The following is a 26985-nucleotide window of genomic DNA, read 5'->3' on the forward strand; positions in this document are numbered from 1 at the left end:
AACTTACATATCCAGCACGGTTTCGGGGTAGACTTGGCCGCCGGCGCCGATTTTGAAGACATAGATGAGGCCGGGGCGAAGGCGCTTGTAGACGGCGTTGCCATAGACGGCCTTGATGCCGTGGTCGCGCAGAGCTTCGGGGTCGTTGGACAATTCCCAGATGGCTTCCCAGAACATTTGCTGCTCGGGCAGCTTAAGATCGCGCAGCAGGCCGGCGTAGCGCTCGGGGTTCGTGCCGGGCGTTTCGATGTCGAACCCTTCGGCCGGGCTCATGTGCTCGCCGTAGACGCGACGCCAGAGATAGAGTGAACGAGCCTTGCCATCCATCACGGCCTGATCGGAAAAGGTGACGACGAGCGCATCGAAGTGGATGACGTCGCCTTCGATTTCATATTCTTTTTCGAGCACCTTGGTGAGCATGTCGCCACGCGCGGTCTCCACAAACTTAATGGTGGTGTAGAGACGGCCGTCGCGCTCCTCCTGCTTGAGCACTTTGGCGAAGCCGATCTGGTCTTCGTGCCTGAGCGTGGTGATGGCCTTTTTGAGCTTTTCGTTGCTGGCGAGCAGATCGTGAACGGACCTGGTGCCGTAGAAGATCGTACCGCCCACAAACGCCAGCACGGTCAGCGTCAAAGCCGTGGTGATGAATTTAAGAATGCGGGTCATGGATTCACAGTTTCCTGAGGCTGGTAGTCGCGCATCAGGCGGATGCCGCGCCCATCGAGCTGAACCACCGCCGGGCCGGCATCGTCGACATGGGCGCTTAGCGTGTAGTAGGCGGCCCCATCAATTTTTTTAAGGTCGTCCGCATGCTGGTGCCCCTGAAAGACCGCCTCCACTTTGCCGGAAAGTTGGATCATTTCGCGCACAGCGGCATTATTTGCAACGCCGAAATCGCCGTCTAAGTCGAGTCGCTGGTGCGAAAGGATGATCACAGGCAGCAACGCCGCTCCCAACCGCCCCCGAAGCCAATCGAGCTGCGCCGCGGGAACGAACGATTCCTGCCAGCGGAAATTGCCGCGGTCATACTCGGTTCCGTCTGGTGAAAAGTTGGCGTCGATGCAGATGCACTCATAGCCGCCGCATTCGAAATGGAAGCTGGAGGAATCCCCTGTCCGGCCGAGCGCATTATAAAACGCCGTCTTGGAAAGATGGTCGAGGTCGTGATTGCCGTGCATGTAGTGGATCGGCCCACTGAACGAGTCGCACAAGGCGGCCACTTCACGCAACAGCCGCTTGGCGCTCATCTCGCTGGTGGCGTTGATCAGATCGCCCATTATCACCATCGCATCGACGCCGCCGTGGACGAGCGTCGCCACGGCTTCGTACAAACGGTTCAGCGCCGCAACGCCGCCGTCGTAGTGGATATCGGTCAGCAGACCGACCTTTGCCTGTGGTACAGATTGCATGAACGTACTTAAATTGATTTACGCGACGCCGCAAAGCGAATTGTGATACAGACTTGGGTCAAAAACAAAAAACCCCGGAACGAACAGACGCTCCGGCAGCGATCGTTATGCAAAATGCTTACTGAGCCTTCTCAGCGGCTTTCTCCGCTTTCTTTTTTGCAAACCAGTCTTTTCTTTCCTTCCCTGATGCGAGGCCGTCCTTGTTGACGTCCATTTCGTCAAAATTAGATTCCACCTTGACCTGGTTCCACCTCCAACCCTTTTCCGCCCATTTGGCTTTCTCCATGGCCACAAATTGCTCTTTGGTCATATCTTTGGCCACCGGAGTTTTTTTCGCGGGCTGCCCTTCTGGCGCAGCCTGTACCGAAGCCGACACCCCTGCGAGCACTGCAATCATCATCCATTTTTTCATTTCGTAGCCTTTTGGTTTGAAATTCCCAACATTGGCTCCACAGAGAGCCTTGTATGCATGGTTAATATGCCACCTTCCGCCCCGCCAGAACACAGCTGTTCTTGTAATATACCCGTCTGATATTGCACTACGAATTCAAACAGAAACGCGGAACGGCATTCCGCACTGCGCTTTAGTTTGCAACATAAATGGAAACCTTGCCCCGTCTTTGGGGAAGAGCCGAGCCGAGAGCCACGCAATGAAAAAGCCCCGACCGGAATCCGGTCAGGGCTTTAAATGGAGCGAGTGTGCCGGAGGTGCGCAACACCGGAGACCACCGAGACGCGTAGCGGCGCAGGTCACAGATGCAATCTCGGAGCGAGCGGAATCGAGTAGGACAAGGCTGAGTGATCAAGCTCAGCCTTGTTCCTCTCACAGAACCGTGCGTACGGACCTCGTACACGGCTCCTGTTTACTTTTATCCCCGATTCAATGGGGAAAGCGTTCCGGTCTCTACTTGATCGGCGGCGTATAGCCCGATCTCGTTGAACCAGCGGTTGGGCATCGCCATATGGGCGAGCTGGCAGGAGGCGTTGCGCCATGAGGCCATTTTGATCCGCTTAAACTCTCCCTTGTAGCCCAGTTGCCTGAGCCGTCGGTGGAGCTTCTGCGGTTTCTTCCACAGCTTCATTTGTATGGCGCGCAACCTCCGTCTTAGCCAACTCATCAGCTTCTTCAACTCCGTCTTGCAGTTCGCAACCTTAAAATAGTTCACGAACCCGCGCAGGACGGGATTGAGGTCGCGTATCACTTTGGCGAGATTCACGGGCGTGTTTCTGCGCGTGACGGCTTTGAGCTTGGCCTTGATTCGGGCGATTTTCTTGGCCTGTATTTTCGTATAGGTCAAACCGATCTCCACTCCCAGAAAGGCGACGCCCTCCTGCAACTCGGTCACATGCGTCTTGCGACGGTTGACCACGAGTTCGAGCTTTCCTTCAAGGTAGTCCTCGGCCACCCGAAGTGCGTTTTGTGCGCCTTTCGGGCTACCCTTGAAAATCAGAATGTCGTCCGCATAACGTACGACCCGATGTCCTCGTCCCGCCATATGCTGGTCGAATTCGTCCAGATAAATATTGGCGAGAAGCGGACTGATAACTCCGCCCTGCGGGCTTCCGGTTTCCGTTCGAGCAAACAGGCCATGGTTCATGACTCCGCTCTCCAAGAACATTCTGATGAGCGCAAGGATACTGCCGTCAGCCACCTTGCGCCGTACCGCTTTTAAGATCAGATCATGATCCAGCAGGTCGAAGCATTTGCTCAAATCCATATCCACCACATGCTCCAACCCCTCCTCGCGCATTCGTGCGGTTGCCTCTGCAATCGCTCCATGTGCGCTTCGTTTGGGTCGGTAGCCATAGCTTCCAGAATGAAACCCTGCTTCAAAGATCGGCTCAATCGCCATCTTCAATGCCTGCTGCACCACGCGGTCGCGCACCGTCGGTATCCCAATCAAGCGGATACCTCCATCCGGCTTTTCAAGCTCCACCCGTTTCACGGGGCTGGGTCGATAAGCCTTTGTGCGCAACGCCTCAAGAAGTTCGGCGATATTTTCCGACTGGTTCAGCGCAAAGCCTTTGCAGGACTGCCCGTCTATTCCGGGAGCTCCATTGCTCGACTTCACCTTTTTGAACGCCGTTTCCAACACCTGAGCGTGGAGTAAGCGATCATATAAACTGTACCAAACCCGCATCCTATCGTTCATCCTCGCTTCTTTGTGCTTCGCTCCGTCCATCTTCCGTTTTCACGATCTCGTTCGATTCTTCAGCGGGCTTCCAAGGGCTTGTATCCGGTTCAACGGCAATATGCCTTTTCAACTCCACCTACTCCGAAGGAACAGTTTGCCTCCAGTCCGCTCGTTCCCGAGTTCGCCCAAGACCACTTGCCCGCCTTGCGACGGCTTACCTCCCCGAAACCGCGTCCCGTCAATTGACGTAGCTTTCAAGTAAACTTCACCCCTTCGCATCCAGCCGACGCTTTTGGCCATCGACCGTCCCGGCGAACAAGCCGCAGGTCGATCCGGTTTTGCCCTCCACACCCTCACGGGCTTTCACAGGCCGGATCTTCATCACTACTACGGGCTCATCTGCCACCCTGCACGCTTCGCCCAGCTCCTTGAACTTCTTCTTGGAGCCAAACTATTGCGCTCTCGCACAAACCATGCAGGGCTTCCCCGGTTATGACTCCGGCTCCCTGTGAACGATTCCATCCTCAATCACAAACGCAGTCTGTCCGAGTACCAGGCTTCGCGCTATTTTGCACGCTTACCTTCTGCGCCTGCCGAATCAGGTTTACAACCGTTATGTACCGTTCACTTCCTATCGCTTCCTTCAGACCCCGCCGTTACCAGCAACGCCCTTGCGATTCGGATTTACTTCCCCTCGGACGGGGTGTTATCGCCTTCTTTCAGGCGACTGGGTTTGCCGGCTTTGCCGGGCAAACAAAAAGGCCGGCCTGCAAATGCAGGCCGGCCTTTAAATGGAGCGAGCGAAGAGATTCGAACTCTCGACAACCACCTTGGCAAGGTGGAGCTCTACCACTGAGCTACGCTCGCTTAAATCGTTCCGCCAAAAAAATGGCGGAGAGGGGGGGATTCGAACCCCCGGTACACTCTCGCGCACACACGCTTTCCAAGCGTGCTCTTTAAACCACTCAGACACCTCTCCTGAAATTGGCAAGTCGGGAAAGCTACACGCTTCATTTTCGGAAATCAACCGGGTTTTTGGTATATTTCAACGGAAGGATACTCAGCCAAACCGTGCCGTGAGCGCCCGTTGAACCGGCACCGGAACAAACTGCGAAGTGTCGCCGCCGAGCTGGGCCACTTCGCGGACATTGCTGGAGCTCACATAGCTGTAGTCCTGCTTCGGCATCAGAAAGAGGGTTTCGATTTGCGGTTTGAGCTTTCGGTTGGTGAGCGCCATCTGGAACTCATATTCAAAATCGGAAAAGGCGCGCAGCCCGCGGACAATCACCCGCACCCCCTTGGACTCGGCAAAGTCAACCAGCAGGCCGGCAAAGCTGTCGATCTCAATGCCTACGAGATGCGCAGTCGATTCGCGGACCAACTCAATCCGCTCCTCCAAAGAGAAAAGCGGGTTTTTCCCGGGGTTGGTGGCCACGGCGAGCACAATGCGCGGAAAGATGCGCGAGGCGCGTTCAATAACGTCCAGATGGCCCATGGTGATCGGGTCGAAGGTTCCTGCGCACACAGCGGCTTCGTTCATTCTGCTTCCTCGTGGTTGAGCTTGAGTACAAGAACGCGCGTCTTGCCATATTTCTTATCGCGCAAAACGTTCCAATTATTGGAAACTTCGACATCGTCCTTGGAACGCAACTCGTACACCAGGACTCCGTCGTCTGTCAAAACCGAATGCTCTGCAATCCCTTCAAGAGTTTGCTGCATGGCATCGGGCAGGTCGTACGGCGGGTCGGCTAGAACCAGGTCGAACCGCTCCCCCGCCCGACCCAGCCAGCGAACCGCATCCGCCTTGATGCATTTGGTTTTGCCCAAATCCGGGCCTTCCAGTGACTGGATGTTTTGCTGCAGGTTTTTCCAAACATTGGAATGCTGCTCGACGAACGTGACCGACGCCGCGCCCCGGCTCCACGCCTCCATGCCCAGCGCGCCCGAACCGGCAAACAGGTCGAGCACCTTCAAACCCTCGCAACGGCCGCCCAGCGAAGAAAAAACCGCCTCGCGCACCGACTCCATCGTCGGCCGCACTTCCTGATTCGGCACTTCAAAACGCCGGTTCCTCAATATTCCACTCGTAATCCTCATGTCGACACTCTAACGAAAACCTGCCCCATTGAAACCGAAATGAAGCATTCATCGCGTCACGGATCTCTGCACGATCGCGCAAACTTCCGTGACATCAGGAAATATTCTGCTACAGTCAACCGCATGAAATGGAAGACATTTCACCACCCCGACATTGCCCTTCCGGTGATTCGCCGGAAGATTAGCGAGGAACTGATTGAGCTCCTCGGAGGAACAGCCGCGTTCATTCTTTCCCGTGGAGCGAGCGACATTTACAGTCATTGCTACCCCAATGAACGTGCTTTCAAGGCGTCGTTGTCGCGCCTTCAAAAGAAGGGTCTATTGGTTAAGCCAAAAACCGATGGCTCGATGCCCTCTCTTGCGTTGACCACCGAAGGCCAAGCCAAAGTCCCCGACTACCTCAACCCGCAGATGTTCTGGTCGAAAAAATGGAACAAGTGGTGGTACGTGCTGATGTTTGATGTGCCTGAAAAGGATCGGAAATACCGGAACACACTACGGGCCTTCCTCAAAAAATGCGGATGGGGTGCCTTCAGAAAAGCGTATGGATAACCCCCAGGGACATCCGGCCAGACTACGATGACCTCGACCGTGCCGCCGCGGTGGACTCCGTTGCCTTTCTGCTCGAAGCCCGGACGGTTCTGGGTTACGGAAATCAATCCCTCGTGCAGGAAGCCTGGAATTTTGACCATATCAACGAAGTCCAGCGCCTGTACGTTGCATTCATCTCCGAAAACCTGGCCCGGTTGTCTTCAACTAAAGCAACCCCGGAGGAACTGATGCAACTGCTGCGGATGGAACATCAGGCGTTTGCACAGGCCATGTCGATTGACCCCCTGCTGCCGGAAGAGCTTTTGCCTTCCGATTATATCGGACAACGCGCTTATGCGCTCCACCAAGAATGCCTCGAACACGTGGCAGGGCAACTCTAATCCACCCCAATCAAATCACGGATCTCTGCACGATCGTGCAGACTTCCGTGACGCAACGGAGGGCCGGTTTTGATTTTAACCGGAAAAGGCGGTGGAACTGCCTTGGGTTGATCTGTAACTTGGAGCCTATGAATTCTCTTTCTGAATCTGACTTTGCGGACAAGGCGCAGCAGTTGCTGCAGGCCGAAAACGTGGCGGCGCTGCAAAACCTCAGCGGCTCGTTGCTGCTTCATTTTCAGAATCCAAATCTGGGACAGCTGCTGAGTGCAGAACGGGCGGAGTTTTATCTGAACATTCTCTATGGACTGCTGCTGTTTCGCCGGAACCACGAGCTGGAACCCCTGCACGACGATGTTTTCCAGTTTATCCAGTCGGCCCAACAAAATCTGGCGGAGGGCGAGTACGACCAGAACAGCTTCGGCCAAGACATCCGCACACTGGAGCGCTGGGAGCTGATTTCCAAACGCATTGAGCGCGAACGGCTGCGCGGCTACAAGGATACCCGGCGCCGTAAATTCCGCTACCGCATCTCCGATCAGGCGCTCTCGTTTCTCCAATGGCTGGAAGATCAGCTGCGCGACGCGCTCGAACCGCAGGGAACCGACACCCGCGACCTGCTCGAAGAGGTGGCCGGCCGCCTGCGCGAACTGCAGCGCCTGCTGAATAAAATCCATAAAACCGATGCCGACCCGGAGTTGGCCCGGTCAGCCACCTACAGCCTCGCCCGGTTGGGCCACCTGACGCTCGAAATCAACCAATCACTGGCTGACTTCAACGCGCGTCTGATTTCGTTCACCCTCGACCGCTACGAAATTGCCACCGCCCAGGCCATACTTCGCGAGCTGGAACACTTTCTGGAAAACTATCTCAAACGCATCACCGTGCTGCGGCGCGAAATTGTCCCCGAACTTGAAAAGCTGGCCTCGCCGCGGTTTAAGCCGCGCTGGGAACTCTGCCGCGACACCCTCGCGGAGGAGGTCAAACATACCGCCATGCTGATGCGGACCCGCTCCATCCCCGACGCCGGCAAAGAGCTGGCCCGGCTGGTCCGGTTCTACGAAATCGGCGGGCAGCTCGATCAGCTCTGCACCCGCGTGCGTTCGTCCGCCCAGAACGTCTGGCGCAAGCTCTACACCCATCTCCGCGAGCTCGAACGCAAAAGCCACCGCATGGAAGATCTGAAAGACCGCATCCGCGAACTATCTGTGCTTCCGGAAGAACAGACGCGCTCCGGATTCATTAATGAACTGATTGCCCCGGCCCGGATGGTCGCCGACATGAACTATTGGGACGCCGTCGAAAAAGCCGAGCCGCCGCAGCCCCGGCAGGATCAGCATACCGTAAAGCAGGTGCCGATCAGCTATCTCAAACCCAAGCCCAAAGGCGACCCCGGCTCGGTTCGATCGCTCAACGAGGAAAAGCTGATCCGTCTGCGCAAATGGATTGAAGCGGCACACAGCCAGTGGCCGGCGCCGCTCTCGCAAGGCGCCTATTCCGAATTCACCGATCTCTCCTCCATGCTGGAGCTCGCCCGCCACGGCCTGCTCGGCAACGGCCGCAACCTCGCAAAAGTTGACCTCCATCTAGACCCCGCCGGCACCCCCGTTTCCGTCGAAGTCGACGAACGGCTGCTCGAATTTGAGGAGCTTATGATTTCCAAAGCACAAAAGGTAGATTCCTAATGAACGATGAATTTCAACGGCCACGCTCGATGAACGACCTGCTTGAACAGCACCAAGAGCGGGTGCAGGACGTGCTGAACATCCTGCTTGAAAGCCCCTATTTTTATCCCGAAGACAACAACGACGCCTTTCGCTTTCTGCATCGCTACCACCACGAGTTCAGCCGCTTCTTTGCGGATCACTTCGGCTGGGAGCTGTTCATCGACTCCAAATGCGCCCGCGTCTACAAACCCCGCTGGCACAACGACTCCATCACCCCGGCCAACCGCGAGCTCTTTACCTTTTCGCGGCGCGATGAATGCATTGCCTTCATGCTGCTTCTTGAATTTTTCGAGCATAAGCTCGAGGTCGAATCCATCACGGTCGACGATACCGACAACCTCCGCTTTAAATTCGGGGAGCTGCTCGAATACAGCGTGCAGCGTTTTCACGAGCTTTATCCCCAGAACACCGTCGACTATGCCGAGGAAAATGTGCGCGCCAAAATCATCCGGCCGATCATGCCGCAGCTCGAGAAGCACCGCTTCCTCAAAAAGATCAAGCCGCCGAAAGACGAACTGATCGACGAAGAGGATACCATCTACGAAGCCCTGCCCGCGCTCTACCACTACAACGTCACCCGCCTGAGCCGCCCAGTCGATGAGCCTGAAATTGCAGCTGAAGCGGCCGCCCTCATGACCGACGAAGAAGAGGACGCCTAACCATGCCCCCCGCAAAAAACAACTACCGGATCCAGAAGATCCGTATGATCAACTTTCACAACTTTACCGACGAAACCATTGCGGTGAACAACGGCGGGCATCTCTTTCTGCTGGGCGATAACGGCTCCGGAAAAACCACCGTGCTCGACGCCGTCCACTATGTCCTGACCGCCGGCAACTCGATGGAGTTCAACTCCGCCGCGCGCGTGGCTGGCAGCCGCAAAGACAGCGGCCGGCGCGTGCAGGGCATTGTCATGCGCTACAACACCGGCCCCGGCGCACTCAACCCCGGCGGAGGCGTCAGCTATGCCGCCGTCGAGCTGGCCGATTCGCGCGGCAAGCCGCTGACGCTGGCGATGGGGCTTTCGTGCAGCAGCATGGAAGAAAGCATCCAGCGCTGGGGAATCATCCGTCCGGGACCGATGGAGGATATTCCTTTTCTGATCGAAGAGCTGGAAGGAAAACGGCCACGCAACCGGCGCGAAATGAAAACCGCCCTCGACGGCAAAGGCTACTACGGCCAGATCAGCGGCTACTGCCGCGACCTCGCCAGCCGGCTCTTCGGCGACGACGCCACCTATGCGGAAGTCTGCAAATTCCTCTCCACCGGCAAGGCCTATCGCGAGATTGTTTCCCGCACGGCGGACTATCACCAGCTCTTCCGCGAACTGCTTCAGGAACCCGACTCCGAAATTTTTGAAAAGGTGATCGACCATCTCCGGACGCTCGACAACAGCCGGCTTGATCTCGAACACATGGAAAACCGCCTCGCCTTTCTGACCGAACTCAACAACCTGCGCGAATCGGTCGATCAGCTCCGGGCGCAACAGGCGGCGCTCAACTGGCTCGTCTATTCCCTGCGGCTTGAAAACTTTTGGGCGCAGCATGCCGAAACCACTGAACGGATCGATGCTGAAAAGACGCGCTTCCAAGCATTGGAAGATTCGATTGAAAAAACCGAACTGAAGCTGGAGGAACTTCGCCAGCGCATTAACGAATTCCAGCATAAGGATCAGGAAGGCCTCGTGGCCCGCGAACAGGAACTTGAACGGCTGGTCCGCGAAGCCGCGCAGCAGCTCCAGCAATTGGAACGCGACTGGGAAAACCTTCGCCGACAGCTGGCCGAAACGGAACGGCAGCTCGATAAGCAGCGTAAGCTGCTGATCAAAGAGATCCGCCAGCGTTTCACTACCGTGCATCGGGCGGCCGATGGATTGCCCGTTTCGGCGTCGCCGGTGCTCAATGCGCTCGACACCGCCGCTTCCGCCGAACGCCCCGAACAAATGCTTTCGGCGTTGAACGAGTATGCCGTTCAAGAAGAGGCCGATGGACTGCTGGAGGAAGCCCTGCGTGAAAGCCAGCAGCAACAAAGCCGGGTCGAGCAATTTGCAAAAAACATCCAATCATTGGAAACGCAACTGGAGCAGAAACAGAAGCAGGGCGAATCGGAGCCGCTGATTAAAGGCTTCTCCGAGGCCAAACAAATGCTCGCCGAAAAAATGTATGACGCCGTGCCGCTCTATTCCGGCCTTGAGCCTAATGCGGGCATCAACCGCAAAGAACTCGCCGTACTCGAACAGCTGATCGGCGAGCCTGTTCTCGGCACCTGGCTGACGGCCACCACCGACGAAGCCGCGGTTCGCCGCCTGCTCTTTACCCAGTATCCGGAGCAAACGCTCGCCGTGATCGAGCCGGATGCCAACGACAAGGTCGCCGATTGGATTCGACACTTTTTCGATGTGGCGAATTCAAACCCCTTTGCCCTGATTGCACTGCACCGGGAAATGGCCGCCGCCTCCGGTCCCCTCACCGAAAAAGGGACCGGCTTTGAGTTTATCCGCTTCCGCGCGCGCCAGCAGAAGGTGCAGGGAAACCCGGTCCGCCTGCTGGGCGCTGAAGCGCGGCGTAAACAGTTGGAACAGGAAATCAAAGCCCTTGAAACGGAACTGAAAACCCAGACGTCTGAACAGAAAAAAGAAAGCAGCGCGCAGAAAAAGACGGCTGGCCGGATGGATGCGCTGAAGGCCCTGAAGGCCTCGCTCGACTTCCAGCAGTTGCGCGGTGCGGCACAGGAAACCGCGGCCACCGCTCAGGAGCAGCATATCCTTGCCAACCGCGAAAACGACTTTCAGGAACAGTGCATGATTGCCGAAGAGGATCATGCCCGCGCCCACGATAAACTCGAAGATATTCGGCTCAAAATTGAAAGCGCCGGCCTGCACGATCTGGAAGAGCGGATTGCCTCCATGAAAAAGAAGCTGGCCAAGCTCGAGAAGGAGCAGCGCGGCAACCATCAGGAAACCGGATCGCTTAAGCGCGAGATTGCGCAGGCGGAAAAGTTTATCAACGCACTGGTACTCTCCATTCAGGCCGCGCTGGCCAGCCAGACCGAGGCCGAAACGGAACTGAAGGCATACGGCGACTTTGAGAATCCGAAAGAGCTGATTGAGCAGCTGATCGACACCAAAGCCATTACGCAATCCGAAGAGGCGGAAACGCAGCTCAAGACCTCGCAGGAAGCATCGATGGAAAAAGAAATTCTGCTGCGCGAAAAAGCGGCCGGGCCCGAAGGCATGTCGTTCGCCTTTGTATATGACAAAATCGCCAACACGTTGATCGACCGGCGCAGCATGCACGTGGCGCAGGTGCTGGAAGACCTGAGCCGCAACTACCACGAACAGCAGGAACTCATCACCGAAAAGACGCGGACGCTGTTCGAGCAGTTTATTATGCACGATCTGCTCACCGCCCTGCGCGACCGCGTGAGCCGCCTGATGGAGATGAGCCGCAAAATCAACCGCATGCTCAAAGACCGCGAGTTCGGCAGCAACCGCTATGCCTTTCACGCCAAGCCGCTCGATCAATATAAGCGGCTGTTCAATCTCGTCCGGAACTACAGCGAGCTCTCTGCCACCGATCCTGCGCTGGAGCTTAAAACCTTCATCGAGGACCATCAGAACGAAATTCTCAGCACCGAGCCCGGCGATATGCCCGAACTGCTCGACTACCGCAACTGGTTCCACTTTGAGCTGCAGGTGAAGACCGGCACGGTTGACGGCATTGTGATGGACCGGAAAACCAAAAGCATCGGTTCCGGCGGCGAACAGGCCGTGCCCAACTATCTGCTGGTGCTGACGATTGCCCACTTCCTCTACGACGTGCCGTCGGTCAAGCTGCCGCTGCTGCTGTTCGACGAAGCATTCTACGGCATCGACACCCAGCGGCGCGATCAGCTGCTCGCCTTTGCGTCCGACCTCAACCTCCAGCTCTTCGTCGCCTCGCCCGACCAGGACGGCGTGAAGAAGGAGATCCCCTACTCTACCTCGCTGTTTGTAATTAAAGATGCCGAGTACAATATTCATCTCTACGACTTTCATTATAAAAACCCGAAGGCGGGCATTCAGCAGGATCTGCTCAACCCGGAAGAGAATGAACCGCAAACGCTCGGTTACGGAGCAGAGCTTTAGCCATGGAACCGTCCAACCTCTGGAAAAAGCGATTGGATGAGGTTCCGGAGCTTGCGCCCTATCTGCGAAAGGTTGCGCTCAAGTGGGCAAAGGGAAATCCGTTGCCCAAACGGATGACGCTCGGCTCTGAACCGAAAGAACCGTCCGTTCGCTCAACGCTCGACCGGATCTTTGGCGGTCGTGTGTTTTACCGCAATGGCAAGGTGTCGGTCGAAATTCCAGATGCCTTGCGAGACGATGCTGTTCTCGCGCCGCTGGCCGCGCTGCTGGATATCCAACCCTTGGAAATTGAGCCCGCGAATGATCCTTCCGAAATATTCCAACGGCTCCGGCTTGCCCATCCGGAGATCGATACGGAATGGCTGCGCTCAGCCTCTGAGGTCGAGCGTCTGCTGAAAAACCAACCGGAACAGGAACAGCTGCTGCATCAGTTGCTCAAAACGGCTGCATTCCTCCAAACATTGGAAACGCCGACTACCCTCTCGAAGCTTGGTTCGATGTTTTTCAACGACAGCAAAATTCTGCGCAACGGCACATTCCGAAAACTGCTCGGCGGACTGATGAATGCCTGGCTCGGCGCGGACGACACACCGGAAAACCGCGAAATCGCGCTGCAGCAGTTCGGCGTAATTGATAATCCGGCCACCACCCTCGTCACCCTGTTTGGCCCAATCGAGCTGATTCGCAAGGGTAAAACAGAGTGCTGGCTGGTTGACCGTTTTAATGCAAACGAACCGGTCACCTTGAACAGCTACAACCTGCAGGATATTGACACCGTTCACCTGTGTTCCGGATTCGATACGGTCATCACCTCAGAAAACGCCGCACCTTTTCATGAGCTCGTGCATGAACAGCCGCAAGCCATCGTGGTTTACACCGGCGGCTATCCCAACTCCGCGGTCTGCCGCCTGCTCCACCTGCTTGCCCTAGCCGGGGCAACCTGCAAACACTGGGGCGACACCGACCCCGACGGCTTTATGATCGCCGCGCTGATTGACCGCCAGATTCCAACCACCCTCTTCCGAAGCGAGCGGGCAACGGCCCAAAGCCATGGCAAGCCCCTAAGCCCGAATCAGCTTGAACGGGGCCGCCGCCTGCTTGAAGCCCACCCCGACTTTATTTTCAGGAAGGAACTCGAACGCACACTCAAAGAAGAGCTCTGGGTCGAGCAGGAACAAGACGGAAATCCACAGCCCTCGTCACGGAAGTCTGCACGATCGTGCAGACTTCCGTGACGGCGGCAGGGCAAGTGCAATGGCCGGGTGCCTCGACAAAAAGGCGACAATGTGGTAGCACCTGTCCCTGTTTATCCAAAACAATTTGATTATGGCGCAAAAAGTACATAGGGAATCGCTGAAAAACGCAAAGCGGATCGTCGTCAAGGCGGGCAGCAAGGTGCTGGTGCAAAGCACCGGCCGGCCGGATAAGCGACGGCTGGGCCTGCTGGTCAACGAGCTCGCGCAACTCCAAAACGGCGGAGGCGAAACGGTCTTCGTTTCATCCGGCGCCATCGGCGCCGGCCTCGACGCGCTAGGCATGAAAACGCGCCCCAAGGCCATGCCCGACCTGCAGATGGCCGCCGCCGTCGGGCAAATCTGCCTGATAAGCATATACAACGAGTTGTTCAACCTGAACAAATGCCAAATTGGCCAGGTGCTGCTGACACACGATGGACTCAAGCACCGCGAACGGCACTTAAACGCCCGCAATACACTGCTGAATCTGATCGCCAACCGCATTATCCCGATCATCAACGAAAACGATGCCATCTCCACCGAGGAGATTAAGTTTGGCGACAACGACGTGCTGGCCGCGCTCGTGGCGATTCTCGTGGAAGCCGATGCGCTGGTGCTGCTCAGCACGACCGACGGCCTGCGCGACGGCAACAAGAAGCGCGTCTCCTATATTGAGGAAGTGGACGACGACGTGCTCGGACTGGTTTCCGACAAACAGGACAAACTTTCCTCTGGCGGGATGGCCTCAAAGCTGCAGTCGGCGCAGATCGCCGCGCATAACGGCATTCCCGTGGTTATTGCCAACGGACGCAAGACCGGTGCGCTGACGCGCATCTTTGAAGGCAAGGACGAAGGCACGCTCCTGTTCCCGAAAACAGGAAAAATTTCCAGTCGCAAACGCTGGATTGCATTCTTCAACCGCGTCGAGGGCCACCTGGTGGTCGATGACGGCGCGGCCAAAGCCTTGGATAAAGGGAAAAGCCTGCTTCCTGTTGGCGTCAAGGCCGTGGAAGGCCGCTTCAAGGCGGGCGCGATGGTCGACGTTCAATCGCTGAGGGGCGAGCACATTGCGCGGGGCTTGGTGGAATACAGCAGTGATGACATTGACCGCTTTAAGGGGCAGAAGAGCGCCGAAAAATCCAGCGAAGTGATTCACCGCGACAACATGGTGATTATTTAAAAAAAGGAAGATTATGGACGTAAAAGAACAGATACTCAAAATCGGTGAAGACGCACTGGCCGCCAGCCGGGCTTTGGCCAAGCTCTCCACGCGGAAGAAAAACGCGATCCTCGAAGCCATGGCCGAAGAGCTGGACGCGCAGCGCGCCTTCATCCAGGCCGAGAACACAAAGGATCTTGAGGCCGGAAAAGAAGCCGGTCTCAACGTCGCCATGCTCGACCGCCTTGAACTCACCGACGCGCGCATCGACGGCATGATCAAAGGCCTGCGCGACGTCGCCGTGCTTAGCGATCCTGTCGGCAACGAAATCAGCACATGGAACCGCCCCAACGGGCTGGAGATCCGCAAGATTCGCGTCCCAATCGGCGTGATCGGCATCATCTTCGAATCGCGCCCGAACGTCACTTGCGACGCGGCCGCGCTCTGCTTCAAAACCTCCAACGCCGTTATCCTGCGCGGAGGCAAGGAGGCGATCCACTCCAACCTGGCCATCGCGAAGGCCATGCAGAATGGCGGCAAAGCCAAAGGCATGCCGGACAATGCCATCCAGCTCATCCCCACTACCGACCGTGAGGCCGTCAAGGTGATGTGCCAAATGACCGACTATCTAGACCTCATTATTCCTCGCGGAGGCGAAGGGCTGATCAAAGCCGTGACCGAAATGTCGCACGTTCCCGTGATCAAGCACTACAAAGGCATCTGCCACACCTATATCGACGCAGCCGCCGATCTTCCCATGGGCTGGAAGATTGCAGAAAACGCCAAATGCCAACGCCCCGGTGTCTGCAACGCCATGGAGACGCTGCTCGTGCACAAAGACAAAGCGGCGGAGTTCCTGCCGAAGATGGGCGAAATCCTCGAAGCACGCGGTGTTGAACTGCGTGGCGACGAAACCGTCTGCCGCTATATTGCCTCGGCAAAACCCGCCACCGAAGAAGACTGGCATGAGGAATATCTCGAAATGATCCTCGCCATCCGCGTGGTGGACGATGTCGATGCCGCCGTTGCGCACATCAACAAATACGGTTCCGGACACTCGGACGCCATTGTGACGCAGGACGAAAAGGCGGAAAAAACCTTTCTGGCCGAAGTGGATTCCTCCTCCGTCTACGTAAACGCCTCCACTCGCTTCACCGACGGAGCCGAGTTTGGAATGGGCGCGGAAATCGGCATCAGCACCGATAAACTGCACGCCAGAGGCCCCATGGGGTTGGAGGAACTCACTACCTATAAATTCGTTATAGAAGGTAAAGGGCAGATCCGCGAATAAAGGCGAAAAAAAGTGCAAATTTCCGCTTGCGCGTTCCGGCGAAATGAATACTATATGCGCTCCTTTTACGGGGGTGTAGCTCAATTGGTTAGAGCGCCAGCCTGTCACGCTGGAGGTTGCGAGTTCGAGTCTCGTCACTCTCGCCATTCATTTGGCACAATGTTTTCAAGGGTCTGCTTAACGGCAGACCCTTTTTGTTTTTTCCGCCTTGTTGGCCGAGTTAGTCCGAAAGTTGGGCTTTGGCCGTTTGATTCGTCCGCTTTGTATAAGAGCGGTGCAAATTGTAACTCAAGACGGAGAAAGAAAATGGCCCTGGAAATAATCCGGAAAAAAGACAAATCCCTGAAATCAAAATGGTGGTATGGCCGCTTTGAAATAAACGGGAAAAAGAAAAATACGAATCTCGGCATTGAGATTAAAGGTAAGATTCCCCCCACTCTTCGAGAAATTGGAGATCCTCTGTTTGAAAGGTCCCGCGCGCAGGCTCAGGTAGCGCTGGATAATCTGATTAAGGAAGCTAGGAGCCAGAAGGCGGCGGAAAAGCATCTGCAGGATCTTTATGAGCTGAAAGCAGGCGATGCCCTACAGAATGCCAAGCTCACGGCGCTCGAAACGATTTGGGATGAGCTACCGGCAAAAAAAACACGGTCGGAGCGCTGGAGACGGACGCAGCACAATTCATTGAATAAATTTCGGGAATTCGTTACCGGAAACCACCCGAGTGTCGAACACATGGCACAGGTTACCCATACAATGGCTAAGGAGTGGATGAGGAAGATCGAAGATGCCGGCTACGGGGCTGAGACCTACAACCATAAGTTGATCCTGCTTCGCAGTGTATTTGTTCCGTCAGCCGGCACGGGTGTGCTGCGTAACCCCTTTGATGGAATCCCTCCAAAAAGAAAAACCAACGTACATCGCGAGCCCTTCACGGAAGATGAGATCGAAAAAGTTATCTCTCACTGTGATGACCTGTTCCGCCCGGTTTTCATCACCGGTCTGAGTACAGCCATGCGCCGGGGTGATTGCTGTCAGCTGAAATGGGAATCCGTAGACCTTGATAATGACTTTATTTCGGTAAAAACCTCCAAAACGGGTGAAACGGCCGAGATCCCGCTTTCCCCATTCTGAAGGCGGAGATTCTGAAGCAAAAGCAGTCTGGCGTGTATGTCTTTCCGGAAGCAGCCAAGATGTACGAGGAGAATAACCACGGTATCAGCTGGCGACTTCAACAGGCGCTCAAAGCATCGGACATCAAAACTACAAAACCGGCAGTGGGCAAAAAGAACGCCTCCAATATTAAGGGATTCCATTCTCTGCGCACCACATAGATTACGATGGCGCTCACTGCCGGCGTTCCCATTGAGCTGGTGCGACGGGTGACGGGCCACTCCACCGTGAACATTGTGTTGAAGCATTATTTCCGTCCGGGGCGGGAAGATTTCCGGGAAGCCTTGGAATCCACTCTGCCCCGCGCCCTGACTGGCGAGATTCGGAAACAGAAAACACCAGCGGAGATGCTGAATGAGTTGGCGGACAATGCGGATGATTTGAAAAAGAAGAAACTCGTCAAAGAAATTCGGAAAATTGCAGAAATGTTGGCGGCGTAGGAATCAAACCACGGAAGAAAAAAGGGCTCCAGGATGGAGCCCTTCCAACCTATGGAAGTTTCGCTTCCAGGTCTTTGGCAGAGTCGCCTTTGCTCCAGGTCTGGAGAATTTCAAGGCGGGTCTGATTGACGTGGTTGTACATTCCGCGGGCTTCTTCACCGGTGACGGCCTGGTCGTCGAGCATGGGCTCGATGAGGGCAGTCAGTTCGTTGAGGTGAGTAACCGCCTTTATCATATTCATTAATTACCATTTTCAAGAGCTTCATCCATCAGTTCGCGATGACGCTGCAAAACGGGTTTCTGTTCCGGTTGTATGGCTAAATTAGTAATGTTCCACGGATCGTCGTCCGCATAGAGTTCTTCCGATCCATCGGCGTAGCGGATGTAGTGATGGGTCTGCGTTTTAATCGCATGGTTCCCTTCGAGATAGGTCATCAATGCTGGGCGCCAGCATCTTCTTTGGGGGTCGAGCGACGATAGCTACATTGGCTCAATGATGGAGGTCACCCCAATCACCGACCCGAGGACCTACGACAGACTCAAGAACGCCCCTCGTGACACAAAAGCGCTGGAATGGCACACAAAAACCAGCATCTTCACCCAGTACCTCCTCGACGAAGACCGCTCATTCGCTCAGATTCCCGATCACGAATCCTATAAAGGGCAACATCGACTAACAAATTTGCTAGAAAGAGCGGGTCTGCGCATCAATAGAAGGCTAGAGGCCGCACAGCTAAAAAACGAGGAATACCACCGCCGACAGAACAACCACCGCAACTCCCATTAGGTTTAAGGGGTGATTTTGTTAACACGGGCTGAAACATTAGAAAACAGGCTGGTTCGGGAAGAAATTTAGACGGCATTTCAATAAGGGGGCAACGGGGCCAGAAGCAAAAAACATCATTTCATAGGTCTGACCCCTTGCCTGAATAACGGCTATGGAAGGCTATTTTTTGTTTGACCGGAACCTCTAATGGGTGCCCCCTTTTTTGCCCAAGATGCTGACGGAAGGAAATAATACAGAGGTCGAACAACAGGCTTAAAATGTTGGGCGGATCTTACTCCTTAATTATTTCGAGCCCGGATAGGATTGCCCCCATGTCCAAAGTCCGGGGAGTCATTGTGACCGTCAGATTTCCATCGGCGCACTGGATACGCCGAAACTCTTTGACAATACCCACACGACAAGCGCCCGCTTCTGTTAAAACATCAAGATTCTCAATAACCGTCTTCCCGTTTAACGATAGGTCAAACACACGATCTTCAGGTTTAATCTCGAAAGGTTCTGCAAAATAGAGGCGAACTGTATACGTGTCAACATCCCCTACCTCACTTGACTGTTTAGCATCAACACGCTCTGAAACAGTTCCGGGGGAACCAGATACCTTCGCAACCAGATAGGGATCCAGACTAAAGTCCGTGCTTTGTGCCTTTAAGTTATGGCCCTCAATGACGATGACATTCTGCCCCTTCAGTAACAGCTTAGAAAGTGGGATCTCAAAGGTATCCCAGATCCCGCGTTTCCGTTCATGCCCCCCTCGTGTTGACGCCACTTTTTTCCCGTTGATGTATGCGGTAAAATAATCATCATATCCAATCCGAAGCGAAAGAGCTGAAACCTTAGACGGGTCAGAAATAGAAAATGTCTTTCGAATGAAAACTGAGGCATATTCCCCTTTCATATCCTTCAATTCTGTTGCGTCGTCATCATCACCATACCCAAACCCCGCTTTGCCGCGCGCCCATGCCGAGTCATCAAAGTGCCGCTCAACCCAGTTGTCGGCTGGCTTTTTACCAGCAAGATAGGCCCATTCATCCGATTTGCGAATGAGTTCTTCGCTCGCCTCTTTCCCCGATGCGCTCGATTCTCTCGATTCGCCACCCTCAAGTTGAAGGGTCACAGAATTAAGATTCTCGGCACATGAGGCGTAAACCCAATTCTTCTCTGCATCCCCAAAACGAGCGGCATTGCCTAAATGCCATTTTACCGCCCCCACGATGCGAACCGTCGGATCAGGAGATTCTCCGCCAACACTCGGATAATCCACCCAGAATGTTTTGCCCTCTTTGCGATCCCCCGGGGCACCAAAGTTCAATCCGATCCGATGAATCGTCTTATCCTTTGGCTTTAAGATAGTACTGGTTGTCCAGAATTCTAAATCCGGCATATGAACCATCGCCAGCGAGGTCTGATTCTGATATGGACAGGTGCATGTACGGGTATAATCCGGCGCACTCAAAACGCCATCGGCCACAATTAGATTGGCAGAACATCCTGATTTAAACCCGCCAAAACTCCCCGTCCCCCCATCGCCTTGAAGATCATAAAAACTGGCCGCACCCGATCTGAAAGTGAGCAGGTTTTCAGAAGCAATCGGGTAGTTACATCCGTAGGTACGTTTCCACGACCAGGACTCCTGACAGTCCGTAATCGGATTGATTCGAAAAACCGGCTTTCCGGTTAGCAGATCCCAGGCTCCGCTTTCTGTAATAATACGGTCTGAATGGAGAATTGGAAAGGTATTGTATTCGATGGCCGAATCCCAGATAACGCTTCCGTCCGCACTCTTCAAGGCCAACATGCGAGTTCCCTTGCCCTCACCGTATATATCACGAGACGGGCGGGTTGAATGCAGCAGGATTTTGTGCTTCAGCGAAAAGCTACTGAAGGAACCAAATATATCATCTAATTTTTCCCATTTGACGGTTCCATCCTTTAAATTATAGGCAATGAGCTTCGCTGCCGGCATGGACTTTCCGCGCTGCATCACCACCCGTTTCAGATAGGTAGGAACCCGGTCAATAGCAAAAAGAGTCTGATCCCCAACCGCAATCCCATTGTGAAGATAGCCATGCTCAGCGGTTGTGGTCCAAACAACCTGGCCCGTATGACGATTCATAACCACCAGTTTTTGACTCGCACTTTTGTTGAGTATGCGGGGATCATCCAGTCTTCTGCTTTTTTTCTTTGCTCCCTGAGGATTGATTTCCTCAGCTAAATGAGGCTCTTCGATTTTCCCGTCTATATTAACAAACTGAGTAAAATCGGAACCCGCAATCAGCAAATCGTCCTGTACGCCAATATAACCCCAGTCAACCTTACCGGGCAAATACAGCGTCTTGATGGTTTCTCCCGTTTCAACATTTAGCATTAGACACTTTTCATCTTGAAGCACATACAGAATATCCTCTGTCGCAACAAAATTACTTCCGCGCATGTTCGCTCCCGGCTTGTGATCCTGGTTATATCCAACCGCAAGGGGATCTGGGTCATACGCTTCTGTAAAGAAAACCCCGACCGTATTTAACTGAGGCAACTCCCGCTTCCATAAAATACGCCCGGTATACACGTCGCGAGCCGAAAAACTATCGGTCCCCTGAATAAACAATCGCCCCCCAATAACCTGTTCAGAGGGTCCATGAGCATGGCGCGGCAGCACATCCATATTCGAACTCCCCCCCCACCACAAGACCCCCAGAGGCAGTTTGACGCGACGGTCATCCGACTTCGCCGTCTGAGCAATGGATCCGTAGTTATGAGTCCATGGCGCGGCGCCCTTGAGCGCGCCCCGACGAGTAACAACCATCCCGAGCTTCCCTTTTTCGACCGAATACCCCTGAGACGTAATACCAGCAGGAAGCTTCGTTGCGTCCTTCGGACCGAGAATAAAAAGTGTTCCACCATACGGACGGAGGTTTTCTAGTAATTTAACGGTGTCAGCAGTTGATAATGACGCCGTGGGCCCGGTAACAGCTAATTCAATTGCATAGGGAGCCAAATCAAATGATGAAGGGGTGCCGACCTGTGCGGTCACGCTCGTTCCATAAATCCCTGCGTCATCAAGAAGCTTACGGGCACGAGCAACCTTTTCAGCGGACGGGTCGAGAATGATCACATCATGTTCCGTCTTTTTTATAAGAGCAACAGCAAGAGAGATGTCATCCAAACCAGTCATAAGCGCCCACCCGCTCCGGGATTTGGTTTGAGCCAGCAATTCGTCCACAAGCGAGTCTTCTTCAACTGTCGTCGCCAGAGGTTTCTTTACCGCCGCAACCTCTCTCATTTTTCCTTTTCCAAAGGCCATGACGCAACCATCCTCCGTCACAGCAAACAAATGATCATCTGCAGCCACCAAGCGCACAATCGTTCCTTTTACGGGGAGCGTCCAAGCAACGGACGGCGCGTCACGCGTGAGATCAATGGCGGTAATCTGTCCGCCCCCTGCAGCATACAATCGGGTTCCAGCTCGTATCAGATCGCCCCGAGCATCCGCATCAACCGTCCAAAGAGGCGTCAGCGATTGAATCTTGCCTGTCTGATCCGTCTGATATGCACGAACAGTCTTCCCGGAGGCATATGTTATTCCATCGGCGACGACAGGCGTACCCTGTATAAAATTGATCGCCTTACTCTTTCCCTCGATATCCACCTGAGTGACCCCCAGCGCATCCGGCCCTTGGCGCTCACGTGTATAATAATAATCTCCACCAGAGGCGGTGAAATCGCCCCCCGAATTCTTCGACTGCTTATCAAAATCGTAGCGCAACATCTCGCCGGTTTCACGGTCTAATATGGCAGGAACCGAACGCCCCCCCGGCACAATCAATCGTTCCTTGTTAACAGCAAACGCTCCCTGAGGTGAAACGCTGGCAAACGCCATACTGGGCTTATGAGGCTGAGCTCGATATTTTATACTATCATGGTCATTCAACCAGACAACCTGACCGGTCTCGGCATCCAGCGCGTAGATGAAAACCCCCATAAAGGGCCATATTCCAGAAGAAAAATAAACGGTTCCATCTTCAACAACAGGACCGCCACGAATCGGCCACATGGAAATGACACGACGGTTGCCAATCAATTTTTTAGATGCTGGCGCCGCGTTAAATTTCCAGACCTCTTCGCCGGTTGAAATATTCAAACAGTAAAAGAATCCATCATCGGAACCAAAATACACAGCCCCTTCAGCGGCAACCGGCTCTAGGCGAATCGGTCCATCGCAAAAATAAGTCCATTGAATGGCACCACTACGCGTATCAATGGCGACCATTTTATCACTGTCATTGAACCCGATGAGTAGGGTATGTCCAAATACAATCGGCTCGAACGCTTTGTCATACTGCATCAGAAAGTTATTCAAAGGGCTATCCCACACCTGAACTCGCGGCGTAAAGGTATGCTGCCAGATAAGTGATGGCCGGGCATCTGGAAGTGAATCTGTGCTTACAGCGGAGCGTGCAGAATCATAACGCCACATGGGCCAATCCCCTGCCCAAGATGAACCGGATGCCACGACAGCGATCGAGATCCAGATCGCCTTGCTGAACCTTAAACAAAAATCTTTATACAAGAATTTATTCATTACACACAAACCCTATCGTTATTGTAGCCGCAAATAATTTAACGTGAGACCGTATTCCACGACTACATCCCCTGCACATTCCCGTTTTTGTATTCCTGTTTACGCAGAATATCAGAAACGCCGAACCCATACTTCTCGAGAACATCCTTCGCCCGATCGGAAATGACAAACTGCATGAATTTTTCAGATTCTTCCAGTTGTTTTGAACATTTCAGCGAGCAGATCGTGACGCGTACCGGCGTGAGTTTATAGGATTTCCCCGTGGCACTAGTGATCGCGTCCACATACGGAACCGGCAGGTGCCGGGTGATCGGAATACGATCAATTGTGTCACGGCGCAAAGCGGCCACGGCATCCCAGACCAGGGCCGCATCAGCATTTTTCATCACCACCAGATTCGCCACGAAAGAGCCGCTACGATGGATGATGATGTTTTTCTTTTGACCCAAGGCATCGAGGTTCATTCCGGCATTCGCAAACAGGGTCGGCAACATGCGACCCAAGGTGGAGAGCTTGTAGTCGGTCAAAGCCAATTGCACATCGTCACGGGCCAGATCATTCAACGTGCAAATATTTTTGGGATTGCCTTTTTGAACAATGATAACGGGGTAAACCTCTCCAAGCGTCCAGCCGTTCACGGCTAAATGTTTACTCATGATGATATCAAGGAACGGGTCGTGCGAGACATAAAGATCGCCTTCGGCCTGCAACTCGATATTGGCCAGCAGCTCCCCTGAGCCCGCAGAGTTGATTTCAATCGTCTGCCCGCTTTCTTCCGTATAGATCTCAGCCAGCTCTTCAAAAACAGGGCGCATCGTTCCGCCGACATGACAGACTAGCGGCAAAGCTGATTTTTCTTTCGATGAGCATCCGCTCAAAACAGCCGCCGAAAGCAATAGAATCAATAAGTTCGTTTTCATAATGTAGCCCCGTTAATGTTAAACAGTCGTTGTACAGCTTCGTGGCCGCTTTCCTCTAATATCTCTTTAAGAACTCCGGTTTCGATCAACTGGCCTCCGTGCATCACGCCAACACCATCGGACACTTGTTCGGCCTCGGCGCGGCTATGGCAGACATGAAGCGTGGCCAGATTGAACCTCTTCTGCACACGGCACAATTCCGTGCAGATTTCATAGCGGGCCGGTTCGTCCAGCGAGCAGAGCGGTTCATCGAGAATCAGCAGGCGCGGTCGACAGGCCAATGCGCGAGCCAACGCGACCTTCTGTCGCTCTCCTCCGCTGAGCCCGCGGATGGCCCGATCGAGCAAGGGCGTCAGACCCAGAGTCTCAACCACCTCTGCGGTCTCCGCCGCCGCCTGATCGAAGGACAGGCCTCGCACAATCAACGGAAACACGATATTGCGCTGCACAGAGAGATGAGGAAAAAGTCCACCATCCTGCGGAACATAGCCGACCCCGCGGAAACGCGGTTCAAGCTCAGTAACGTCCTCCCCGTGAATGCGAATGCGACCCGTCTCAATTCTCGCCAGACCACAAACCGCTTTGAGCAACAGACTTTTCCCGGAGCCGGTGTGCCCCATCAGCGTGAAATATTCGCCCTCGCCAATCGTCAATGAAAGTTTGCCGACAGAAAACAGGCCCGCACGCATCGAAAGATCTTTAATTTCGAGCGCGTTCATGAACGCCCCCTTTCAAGAAAGTGAATCGCGACCAACCCTGCACTGGTGAGGACCAGCATAATCAGTGCAATTGCCAGCGAGACCTCGATGTTCCCAACGCTCAATTCGAGCCACATCATCGTCGGCATCACCTGTACCCGCGAACCGGTTCCCACAAAAACCATCAGCGGACCGAACACGCCGATTCCGCGCGCCCAGACGAGAATGCACCCCGCCAGCACACCCGGGCGAGCCAACGGCAACGAGACTTTCCAAAACGCCTGCCATTGCGAACAACCGAGCGTACAGGCCACCTGCTCCAGCTCACACAACCCCGTATCGAATGCCGCCTTGATGGAGCGAATGCCGTACGACATCGAGATAACATACTGGCAAAGCACAATGCCGATCCACGAGACCAGCGAAATCCCCACCCCGCTGAGCGCCTGTTTCAGCGCGTGTCCTACCCCAAAACCAAAAAAAGCGAGCAGAGAAATACCAATCACAACCGGCGGCAGAAAAATCGGAACATCGACGAGCGTATTACACAGCGAATGGCCGGGAAAACGGTAGCGGCTCAAGGCATAGCCTGCGGGCACCGCCGTAATAATCACCAGCGCCAGGGTCGTCAGCGAAGTAATCAGGCTCAGCCGCAACGCACGCAAAATGGCATCGGCAGTAAAGAGCTTCCAGATTTCACCCGCCGAAAACTTTTGCCCCGCCAGATACATCACATCTGCGGCAATCAATCCGACCACGATCGCCACACAAAACAAAAGCATCCCCGTGCACAACAGGGAAAGCGGATGAATGCGCGGGCCGACCATTTCCAGCCGCTCCTCCCGCATGTGAATAGACGGCTTCTTCTTCATTCGGCCATCTCAACTCCCGCAAAACCCGCCTGCTCGAAAATCTGTTGGCCTTCTGGTCCGGCCATAAATTGAATAAACGCGCGAGCCGCAACCGACTGGGGAGCGGTCTTCATCAAGGCGCACGCCACCATCGAAACTTCTTCTGCCGTTGGGTCGAGACGCAGAACATCCACGCTATCGATTACGGTCGCCGCCGTGGAATCCCAAACCACCGCCGCATCAACGGCGTTCATCTTCACCCAGACCGCCAGCTCATTCACGGTCAGCGACTCTTCATCCACCACCTGATCCCACGCAAGCCCGGCGCGATCCAGCATCAGCGCACAGAGCCGCCCGACTTGACAGGCCTTCGGATTCCCCAGCCCGGTCTTGATCCCCGGACGAATCAGATCCGTCAGACCCTCGATGTTTTTGGGATTACCCTTGGCGACAATCAGCACAGGAATCAACCGGGCGACCGGAACCGATTCTTCAACCAACCCCGTCAATTCATTCAGGCGATCGACATACCAGACATCGCCGGGCAGAAAAAGGTCGGCCGCCGGATCTCGCTGCACACGGGCCAGCACAACACCGCTTCCCGCATAATCCACCTCCACGTCCGTTCCCGTTTGCCGTGTAAATTCCGCGCGTAGCGCCTCAACGGCATCGCGCAGCCCCGCCCCGGCATACAGCGAAACCGCCTCCGGCTTCTGCGATCCGCATCCCGCGCAAAGCATCGCCAGCACTCCAAGCCCCATCCATAAACGATTTCTATTTATCATCACCGCGTAAAAACCCCGTCTTGATAAACATATTTATAATCCGCCTTACCGGCCACGGCGCTGTCGTGCGTGGCCATCAGAACCAGACCGCCCTGCTCCGTGAAATCGCGCATTAGATCGAGCAGAAGCGCGGTGTTTTCCTCGTCCAGATTCCCCGTCGGCTCGTCGGCCACCAAGAGAGACGGACGATTCATCAGCGCCCGACCCAACGCCACGCGTTGCTGCTCGCCAGCACTCAGCCGCGCGGGAATATGCCCGCGTCGATGATCCAGCCCCAAACGCTTCATCAACTCTTCGCAACGCGCATCGGCATCCTCCACCGGACGCGCCACGCACGAAGCCATAATGTTCTGCTCCACATTTAAATAGGGAATGAGATGAAACCGCTGGAAAACGAAACCGACCCGGCTTGCCCGATGCAACGGGCTCAACTCAAGCAGATTTTTTCCGCCCATCACAATCTGTCCGTCGTCCGGCTGAATCAAGCCGCCACAGAGCATCAGCAACGTGCTCTTACCGCAACCGCTCGGCCCGACAATCGCGTGAATCTTTCCGCTATCGAGCTCGAGAGAACACGCCTTGAGCACCTGAATTTTTCTGTCCGTACCCGCATAGCTTTTACTGATATTCTGAATCGAAAGAATGGCCAT

23 protein-coding genes, 3 tRNA genes and 1 pseudogene are annotated in these 26985 nt (G+C 54.7%); 11 read left to right on the forward strand and 16 right to left on the reverse strand.

The annotated features are described in order from the left end of the window. Positions 1–3 precede the first annotated feature (3 nt). The 8 genes from SCARR_RS19205 to rsmD form a co-directional block, all read right to left on the reverse strand. Entirely contained in the window at positions 4–666 is a 663-nt protein-coding gene (locus SCARR_RS19205; RefSeq protein ID WP_136063270.1) for a hypothetical protein, read from the reverse strand. Further along, positions 663–1409: a metallophosphoesterase family protein gene (locus tag SCARR_RS19210; RefSeq protein ID WP_136063271.1), complete on the reverse strand. Its 747-nt coding sequence runs from the start codon at positions 1407–1409 to the stop codon at positions 663–665. Before SCARR_RS19210 ends, SCARR_RS19205 begins: the two co-directional genes overlap by 4 nt. Before the next feature lie 118 nt (positions 1410–1527). After that, positions 1528–1821 (reverse strand): hypothetical protein, encoded by a 294-nt coding sequence (locus SCARR_RS19215; protein WP_136063272.1) that lies wholly within the window; start codon positions 1819–1821, stop codon positions 1528–1530. Between the two features lie 457 nt (positions 1822–2278). Then, positions 2279–3550, reverse strand: a complete 1272-nt coding sequence (gene ltrA / locus SCARR_RS19220; protein WP_136062162.1) for a group II intron reverse transcriptase/maturase — start codon at positions 3548–3550, stop codon at positions 2279–2281. Positions 3551–4336: 786 nt separating this feature from the next. Next, positions 4337–4411 (reverse strand) — tRNA-Gly (locus tag SCARR_RS19225). A 22-nt stretch (positions 4412–4433) separates the two neighbouring features. Then, a tRNA-Ser gene (locus SCARR_RS19230) sits at positions 4434–4523 on the reverse strand. Positions 4524–4604: 81 nt separating this feature from the next. After that, positions 4605–5084: a pantetheine-phosphate adenylyltransferase gene (coaD, locus tag SCARR_RS19235; protein WP_136063273.1), complete on the reverse strand. Its 480-nt coding sequence runs from the start codon at positions 5082–5084 to the stop codon at positions 4605–4607. Next, positions 5081–5641 carry a 16S rRNA (guanine(966)-N(2))-methyltransferase RsmD gene (gene rsmD, locus SCARR_RS19240; protein ID WP_136063274.1) on the reverse strand — a complete coding sequence of 187 codons (561 nt, stop codon included), beginning with the start codon at positions 5639–5641 and terminating at the stop codon, positions 5081–5083. Before rsmD ends, coaD begins: the two co-directional genes overlap by 4 nt. Positions 5642–6094: 453 nt before the next feature. Here rsmD and SCARR_RS29360 point away from each other — a divergent pair. From SCARR_RS29360 to SCARR_RS19295, 11 genes and pseudogenes are all read left to right on the forward strand, one after another. Further along, positions 6095–6246: pseudogene (locus SCARR_RS29360) on the forward strand (hypothetical protein); the annotation flags it as partial. Between the two features lie 60 nt (positions 6247–6306). Then, entirely contained in the window at positions 6307–6573 is a 267-nt protein-coding gene (locus SCARR_RS29365; RefSeq protein WP_342803704.1) for a PaaX family transcriptional regulator C-terminal domain-containing protein, read from the forward strand. A gap of 128 nt (positions 6574–6701) precedes the next feature. Then, the gene (locus SCARR_RS19255) at positions 6702–8255 is read left to right on the forward strand and encodes a DUF2397 family protein (RefSeq protein WP_168433442.1); all 1554 of its coding nucleotides are present in this window, start codon (positions 6702–6704) and stop codon (positions 8253–8255) included. Continuing rightward, complete coding sequence (locus tag SCARR_RS19260) at positions 8255–8956, forward strand: DUF2398 family protein (RefSeq protein ID WP_136063278.1); 702 nt, start codon at positions 8255–8257, stop codon at positions 8954–8956. The genes SCARR_RS19255 and SCARR_RS19260 overlap by 1 nt, the downstream gene beginning before the upstream one ends. Positions 8957–8958: 2 nt before the next feature. Further along, positions 8959–12423 carry an ATP-binding protein gene (locus tag SCARR_RS19265; RefSeq protein WP_136063279.1) on the forward strand — a complete coding sequence of 1155 codons (3465 nt, stop codon included), beginning with the start codon at positions 8959–8961 and terminating at the stop codon, positions 12421–12423. A 2-nt stretch (positions 12424–12425) separates the two neighbouring features. Then, positions 12426–13658 carry a Wadjet anti-phage system protein JetD domain-containing protein gene (locus SCARR_RS19270; protein WP_136063280.1) on the forward strand — a complete coding sequence of 411 codons (1233 nt, stop codon included), beginning with the start codon at positions 12426–12428 and terminating at the stop codon, positions 13656–13658. A gap of 91 nt (positions 13659–13749) precedes the next feature. After that, positions 13750–14838, forward strand: a complete 1089-nt coding sequence (proB, locus tag SCARR_RS19275; protein ID WP_136063281.1) for a glutamate 5-kinase — start codon at positions 13750–13752, stop codon at positions 14836–14838. A gap of 13 nt (positions 14839–14851) precedes the next feature. Beyond that, positions 14852–16108 carry a glutamate-5-semialdehyde dehydrogenase gene (locus SCARR_RS19280; RefSeq protein WP_136063282.1) on the forward strand — a complete coding sequence of 419 codons (1257 nt, stop codon included), beginning with the start codon at positions 14852–14854 and terminating at the stop codon, positions 16106–16108. Positions 16109–16177: 69 nt separating this feature from the next. After that, positions 16178–16254, forward strand: a tRNA-Asp gene (locus SCARR_RS19285). A gap of 115 nt (positions 16255–16369) precedes the next feature. After that, positions 16370–17239, forward strand: coding sequence for a tyrosine-type recombinase/integrase (locus SCARR_RS19290; RefSeq protein ID WP_168433443.1), 870 nt, complete (start codon positions 16370–16372; stop codon positions 17237–17239). Positions 17240–17445: 206 nt separating this feature from the next. Then, positions 17446–17718 carry a hypothetical protein gene (locus tag SCARR_RS19295; protein WP_136063284.1) on the forward strand — a complete coding sequence of 91 codons (273 nt, stop codon included), beginning with the start codon at positions 17446–17448 and terminating at the stop codon, positions 17716–17718. Positions 17719–17767: 49 nt separating this feature from the next. Here the strand turns inward: SCARR_RS19295 and SCARR_RS19300 are convergent, their stop codons facing one another. The 8 genes from SCARR_RS19300 to SCARR_RS19335 all read right to left on the reverse strand — a co-directional run bounded on the left by SCARR_RS19300 (position 17768) and on the right by SCARR_RS19335 (position 26985). Then, positions 17768–17959, reverse strand: coding sequence for a hypothetical protein (locus SCARR_RS19300; RefSeq protein ID WP_136063285.1), 192 nt, complete (start codon positions 17957–17959; stop codon positions 17768–17770). After that, positions 17959–18153: a hypothetical protein gene (locus SCARR_RS19305; RefSeq protein WP_136063286.1), complete on the reverse strand. Its 195-nt coding sequence runs from the start codon at positions 18151–18153 to the stop codon at positions 17959–17961. Before SCARR_RS19305 ends, SCARR_RS19300 begins: the two co-directional genes overlap by 1 nt. Before the next feature lie 623 nt (positions 18154–18776). After that, positions 18777–23081, reverse strand: a complete 4305-nt coding sequence (locus SCARR_RS19310; RefSeq protein ID WP_136063287.1) for an outer membrane protein assembly factor BamB family protein — start codon at positions 23079–23081, stop codon at positions 18777–18779. Positions 23082–23143: 62 nt separating this feature from the next. Next, positions 23144–24001, reverse strand: a complete 858-nt coding sequence (locus SCARR_RS19315) for a substrate-binding domain-containing protein (protein ID WP_136063288.1) — start codon at positions 23999–24001, stop codon at positions 23144–23146. Further along, positions 23998–24720 carry an ABC transporter ATP-binding protein gene (locus tag SCARR_RS19320; RefSeq protein ID WP_136063289.1) on the reverse strand — a complete coding sequence of 241 codons (723 nt, stop codon included), beginning with the start codon at positions 24718–24720 and terminating at the stop codon, positions 23998–24000. Before SCARR_RS19320 ends, SCARR_RS19315 begins: the two co-directional genes overlap by 4 nt. Then, the gene (locus tag SCARR_RS19325; RefSeq protein ID WP_136063290.1) at positions 24717–25571 is read right to left on the reverse strand and encodes an ABC transporter permease; all 855 of its coding nucleotides are present in this window, start codon (positions 25569–25571) and stop codon (positions 24717–24719) included. Before SCARR_RS19325 ends, SCARR_RS19320 begins: the two co-directional genes overlap by 4 nt. Next, positions 25568–26335, reverse strand: coding sequence for an extracellular solute-binding protein (locus SCARR_RS19330; RefSeq protein ID WP_136063291.1), 768 nt, complete (start codon positions 26333–26335; stop codon positions 25568–25570). The genes SCARR_RS19325 and SCARR_RS19330 overlap by 4 nt, the downstream gene beginning before the upstream one ends. After that, a complete protein-coding gene (locus SCARR_RS19335; protein WP_168433444.1) occupies positions 26335–26985 on the reverse strand; it encodes an ABC transporter ATP-binding protein in 651 nt (216 codons plus the stop codon). The genes SCARR_RS19330 and SCARR_RS19335 overlap by 1 nt, the downstream gene beginning before the upstream one ends.

The organism is Pontiella sulfatireligans (assembly GCF_900890705.1).
GTDB lineage: Bacteria > Verrucomicrobiota > Kiritimatiellia > Kiritimatiellales > Pontiellaceae > Pontiella > Pontiella sulfatireligans.

What these genes read in the sequence shown, in the direction of transcription:
- SCARR_RS19255 (WP_168433442.1), top strand. Translation starts at nt 6,702, where the DNA reads ATGAATTCTCTTTCTGAATCTGACTTTGCGGACAAGGCGCAGCAGTTG.
- SCARR_RS19260 (WP_136063278.1), top strand. Translation starts at nt 8,255, where the DNA reads ATGAACGATGAATTTCAACGGCCACGCTCGATGAACGACCTGCTTGAA.
- SCARR_RS19310 (WP_136063287.1), bottom strand. Translation starts at nt 23,081, where the DNA reads ATGAATAAATTCTTGTATAAAGATTTTTGTTTAAGGTTCAGCAAGGCG.
- coaD (WP_136063273.1), bottom strand. Translation starts at nt 5,084, where the DNA reads ATGAACGAAGCCGCTGTGTGCGCAGGAACCTTCGACCCGATCACCATG.
- SCARR_RS19215 (WP_136063272.1), bottom strand. Translation starts at nt 1,821, where the DNA reads ATGAAAAAATGGATGATGATTGCAGTGCTCGCAGGGGTGTCGGCTTCG.
- SCARR_RS19320 (WP_136063289.1), bottom strand. Translation starts at nt 24,720, where the DNA reads ATGAACGCGCTCGAAATTAAAGATCTTTCGATGCGTGCGGGCCTGTTT.
- SCARR_RS19325 (WP_136063290.1), bottom strand. Translation starts at nt 25,571, where the DNA reads ATGAAGAAGAAGCCGTCTATTCACATGCGGGAGGAGCGGCTGGAAATG.
- SCARR_RS19305 (WP_136063286.1), bottom strand. Translation starts at nt 18,153, where the DNA reads ATGACCTATCTCGAAGGGAACCATGCGATTAAAACGCAGACCCATCAC.
- SCARR_RS19210 (WP_136063271.1), bottom strand. Translation starts at nt 1,409, where the DNA reads ATGCAATCTGTACCACAGGCAAAGGTCGGTCTGCTGACCGATATCCAC.
- SCARR_RS19300 (WP_136063285.1), bottom strand. Translation starts at nt 17,959, where the DNA reads ATGAATATGATAAAGGCGGTTACTCACCTCAACGAACTGACTGCCCTC.
- SCARR_RS19335 (WP_168433444.1), bottom strand. Translation starts at nt 26,985, where the DNA reads ATGGCCATTCTTTCGATTCAGAATATCAGTAAAAGCTATGCGGGTACG.
- SCARR_RS19270 (WP_136063280.1), top strand. Translation starts at nt 12,426, where the DNA reads ATGGAACCGTCCAACCTCTGGAAAAAGCGATTGGATGAGGTTCCGGAG.
- SCARR_RS19280 (WP_136063282.1), top strand. Translation starts at nt 14,852, where the DNA reads ATGGACGTAAAAGAACAGATACTCAAAATCGGTGAAGACGCACTGGCC.
- rsmD (WP_136063274.1), bottom strand. Translation starts at nt 5,641, where the DNA reads ATGAGGATTACGAGTGGAATATTGAGGAACCGGCGTTTTGAAGTGCCG.
- SCARR_RS19330 (WP_136063291.1), bottom strand. Translation starts at nt 26,335, where the DNA reads ATGATAAATAGAAATCGTTTATGGATGGGGCTTGGAGTGCTGGCGATG.
- SCARR_RS19265 (WP_136063279.1), top strand. Translation starts at nt 8,959, where the DNA reads ATGCCCCCCGCAAAAAACAACTACCGGATCCAGAAGATCCGTATGATC.
- SCARR_RS19295 (WP_136063284.1), top strand. Translation starts at nt 17,446, where the DNA reads ATGGCGCTCACTGCCGGCGTTCCCATTGAGCTGGTGCGACGGGTGACG.
- SCARR_RS19315 (WP_136063288.1), bottom strand. Translation starts at nt 24,001, where the DNA reads ATGAAAACGAACTTATTGATTCTATTGCTTTCGGCGGCTGTTTTGAGC.
- proB (WP_136063281.1), top strand. Translation starts at nt 13,750, where the DNA reads ATGGCGCAAAAAGTACATAGGGAATCGCTGAAAAACGCAAAGCGGATC.
- SCARR_RS19205 (WP_136063270.1), bottom strand. Translation starts at nt 666, where the DNA reads ATGACCCGCATTCTTAAATTCATCACCACGGCTTTGACGCTGACCGTG.
- ltrA (WP_136062162.1), bottom strand. Translation starts at nt 3,550, where the DNA reads ATGCGGGTTTGGTACAGTTTATATGATCGCTTACTCCACGCTCAGGTG.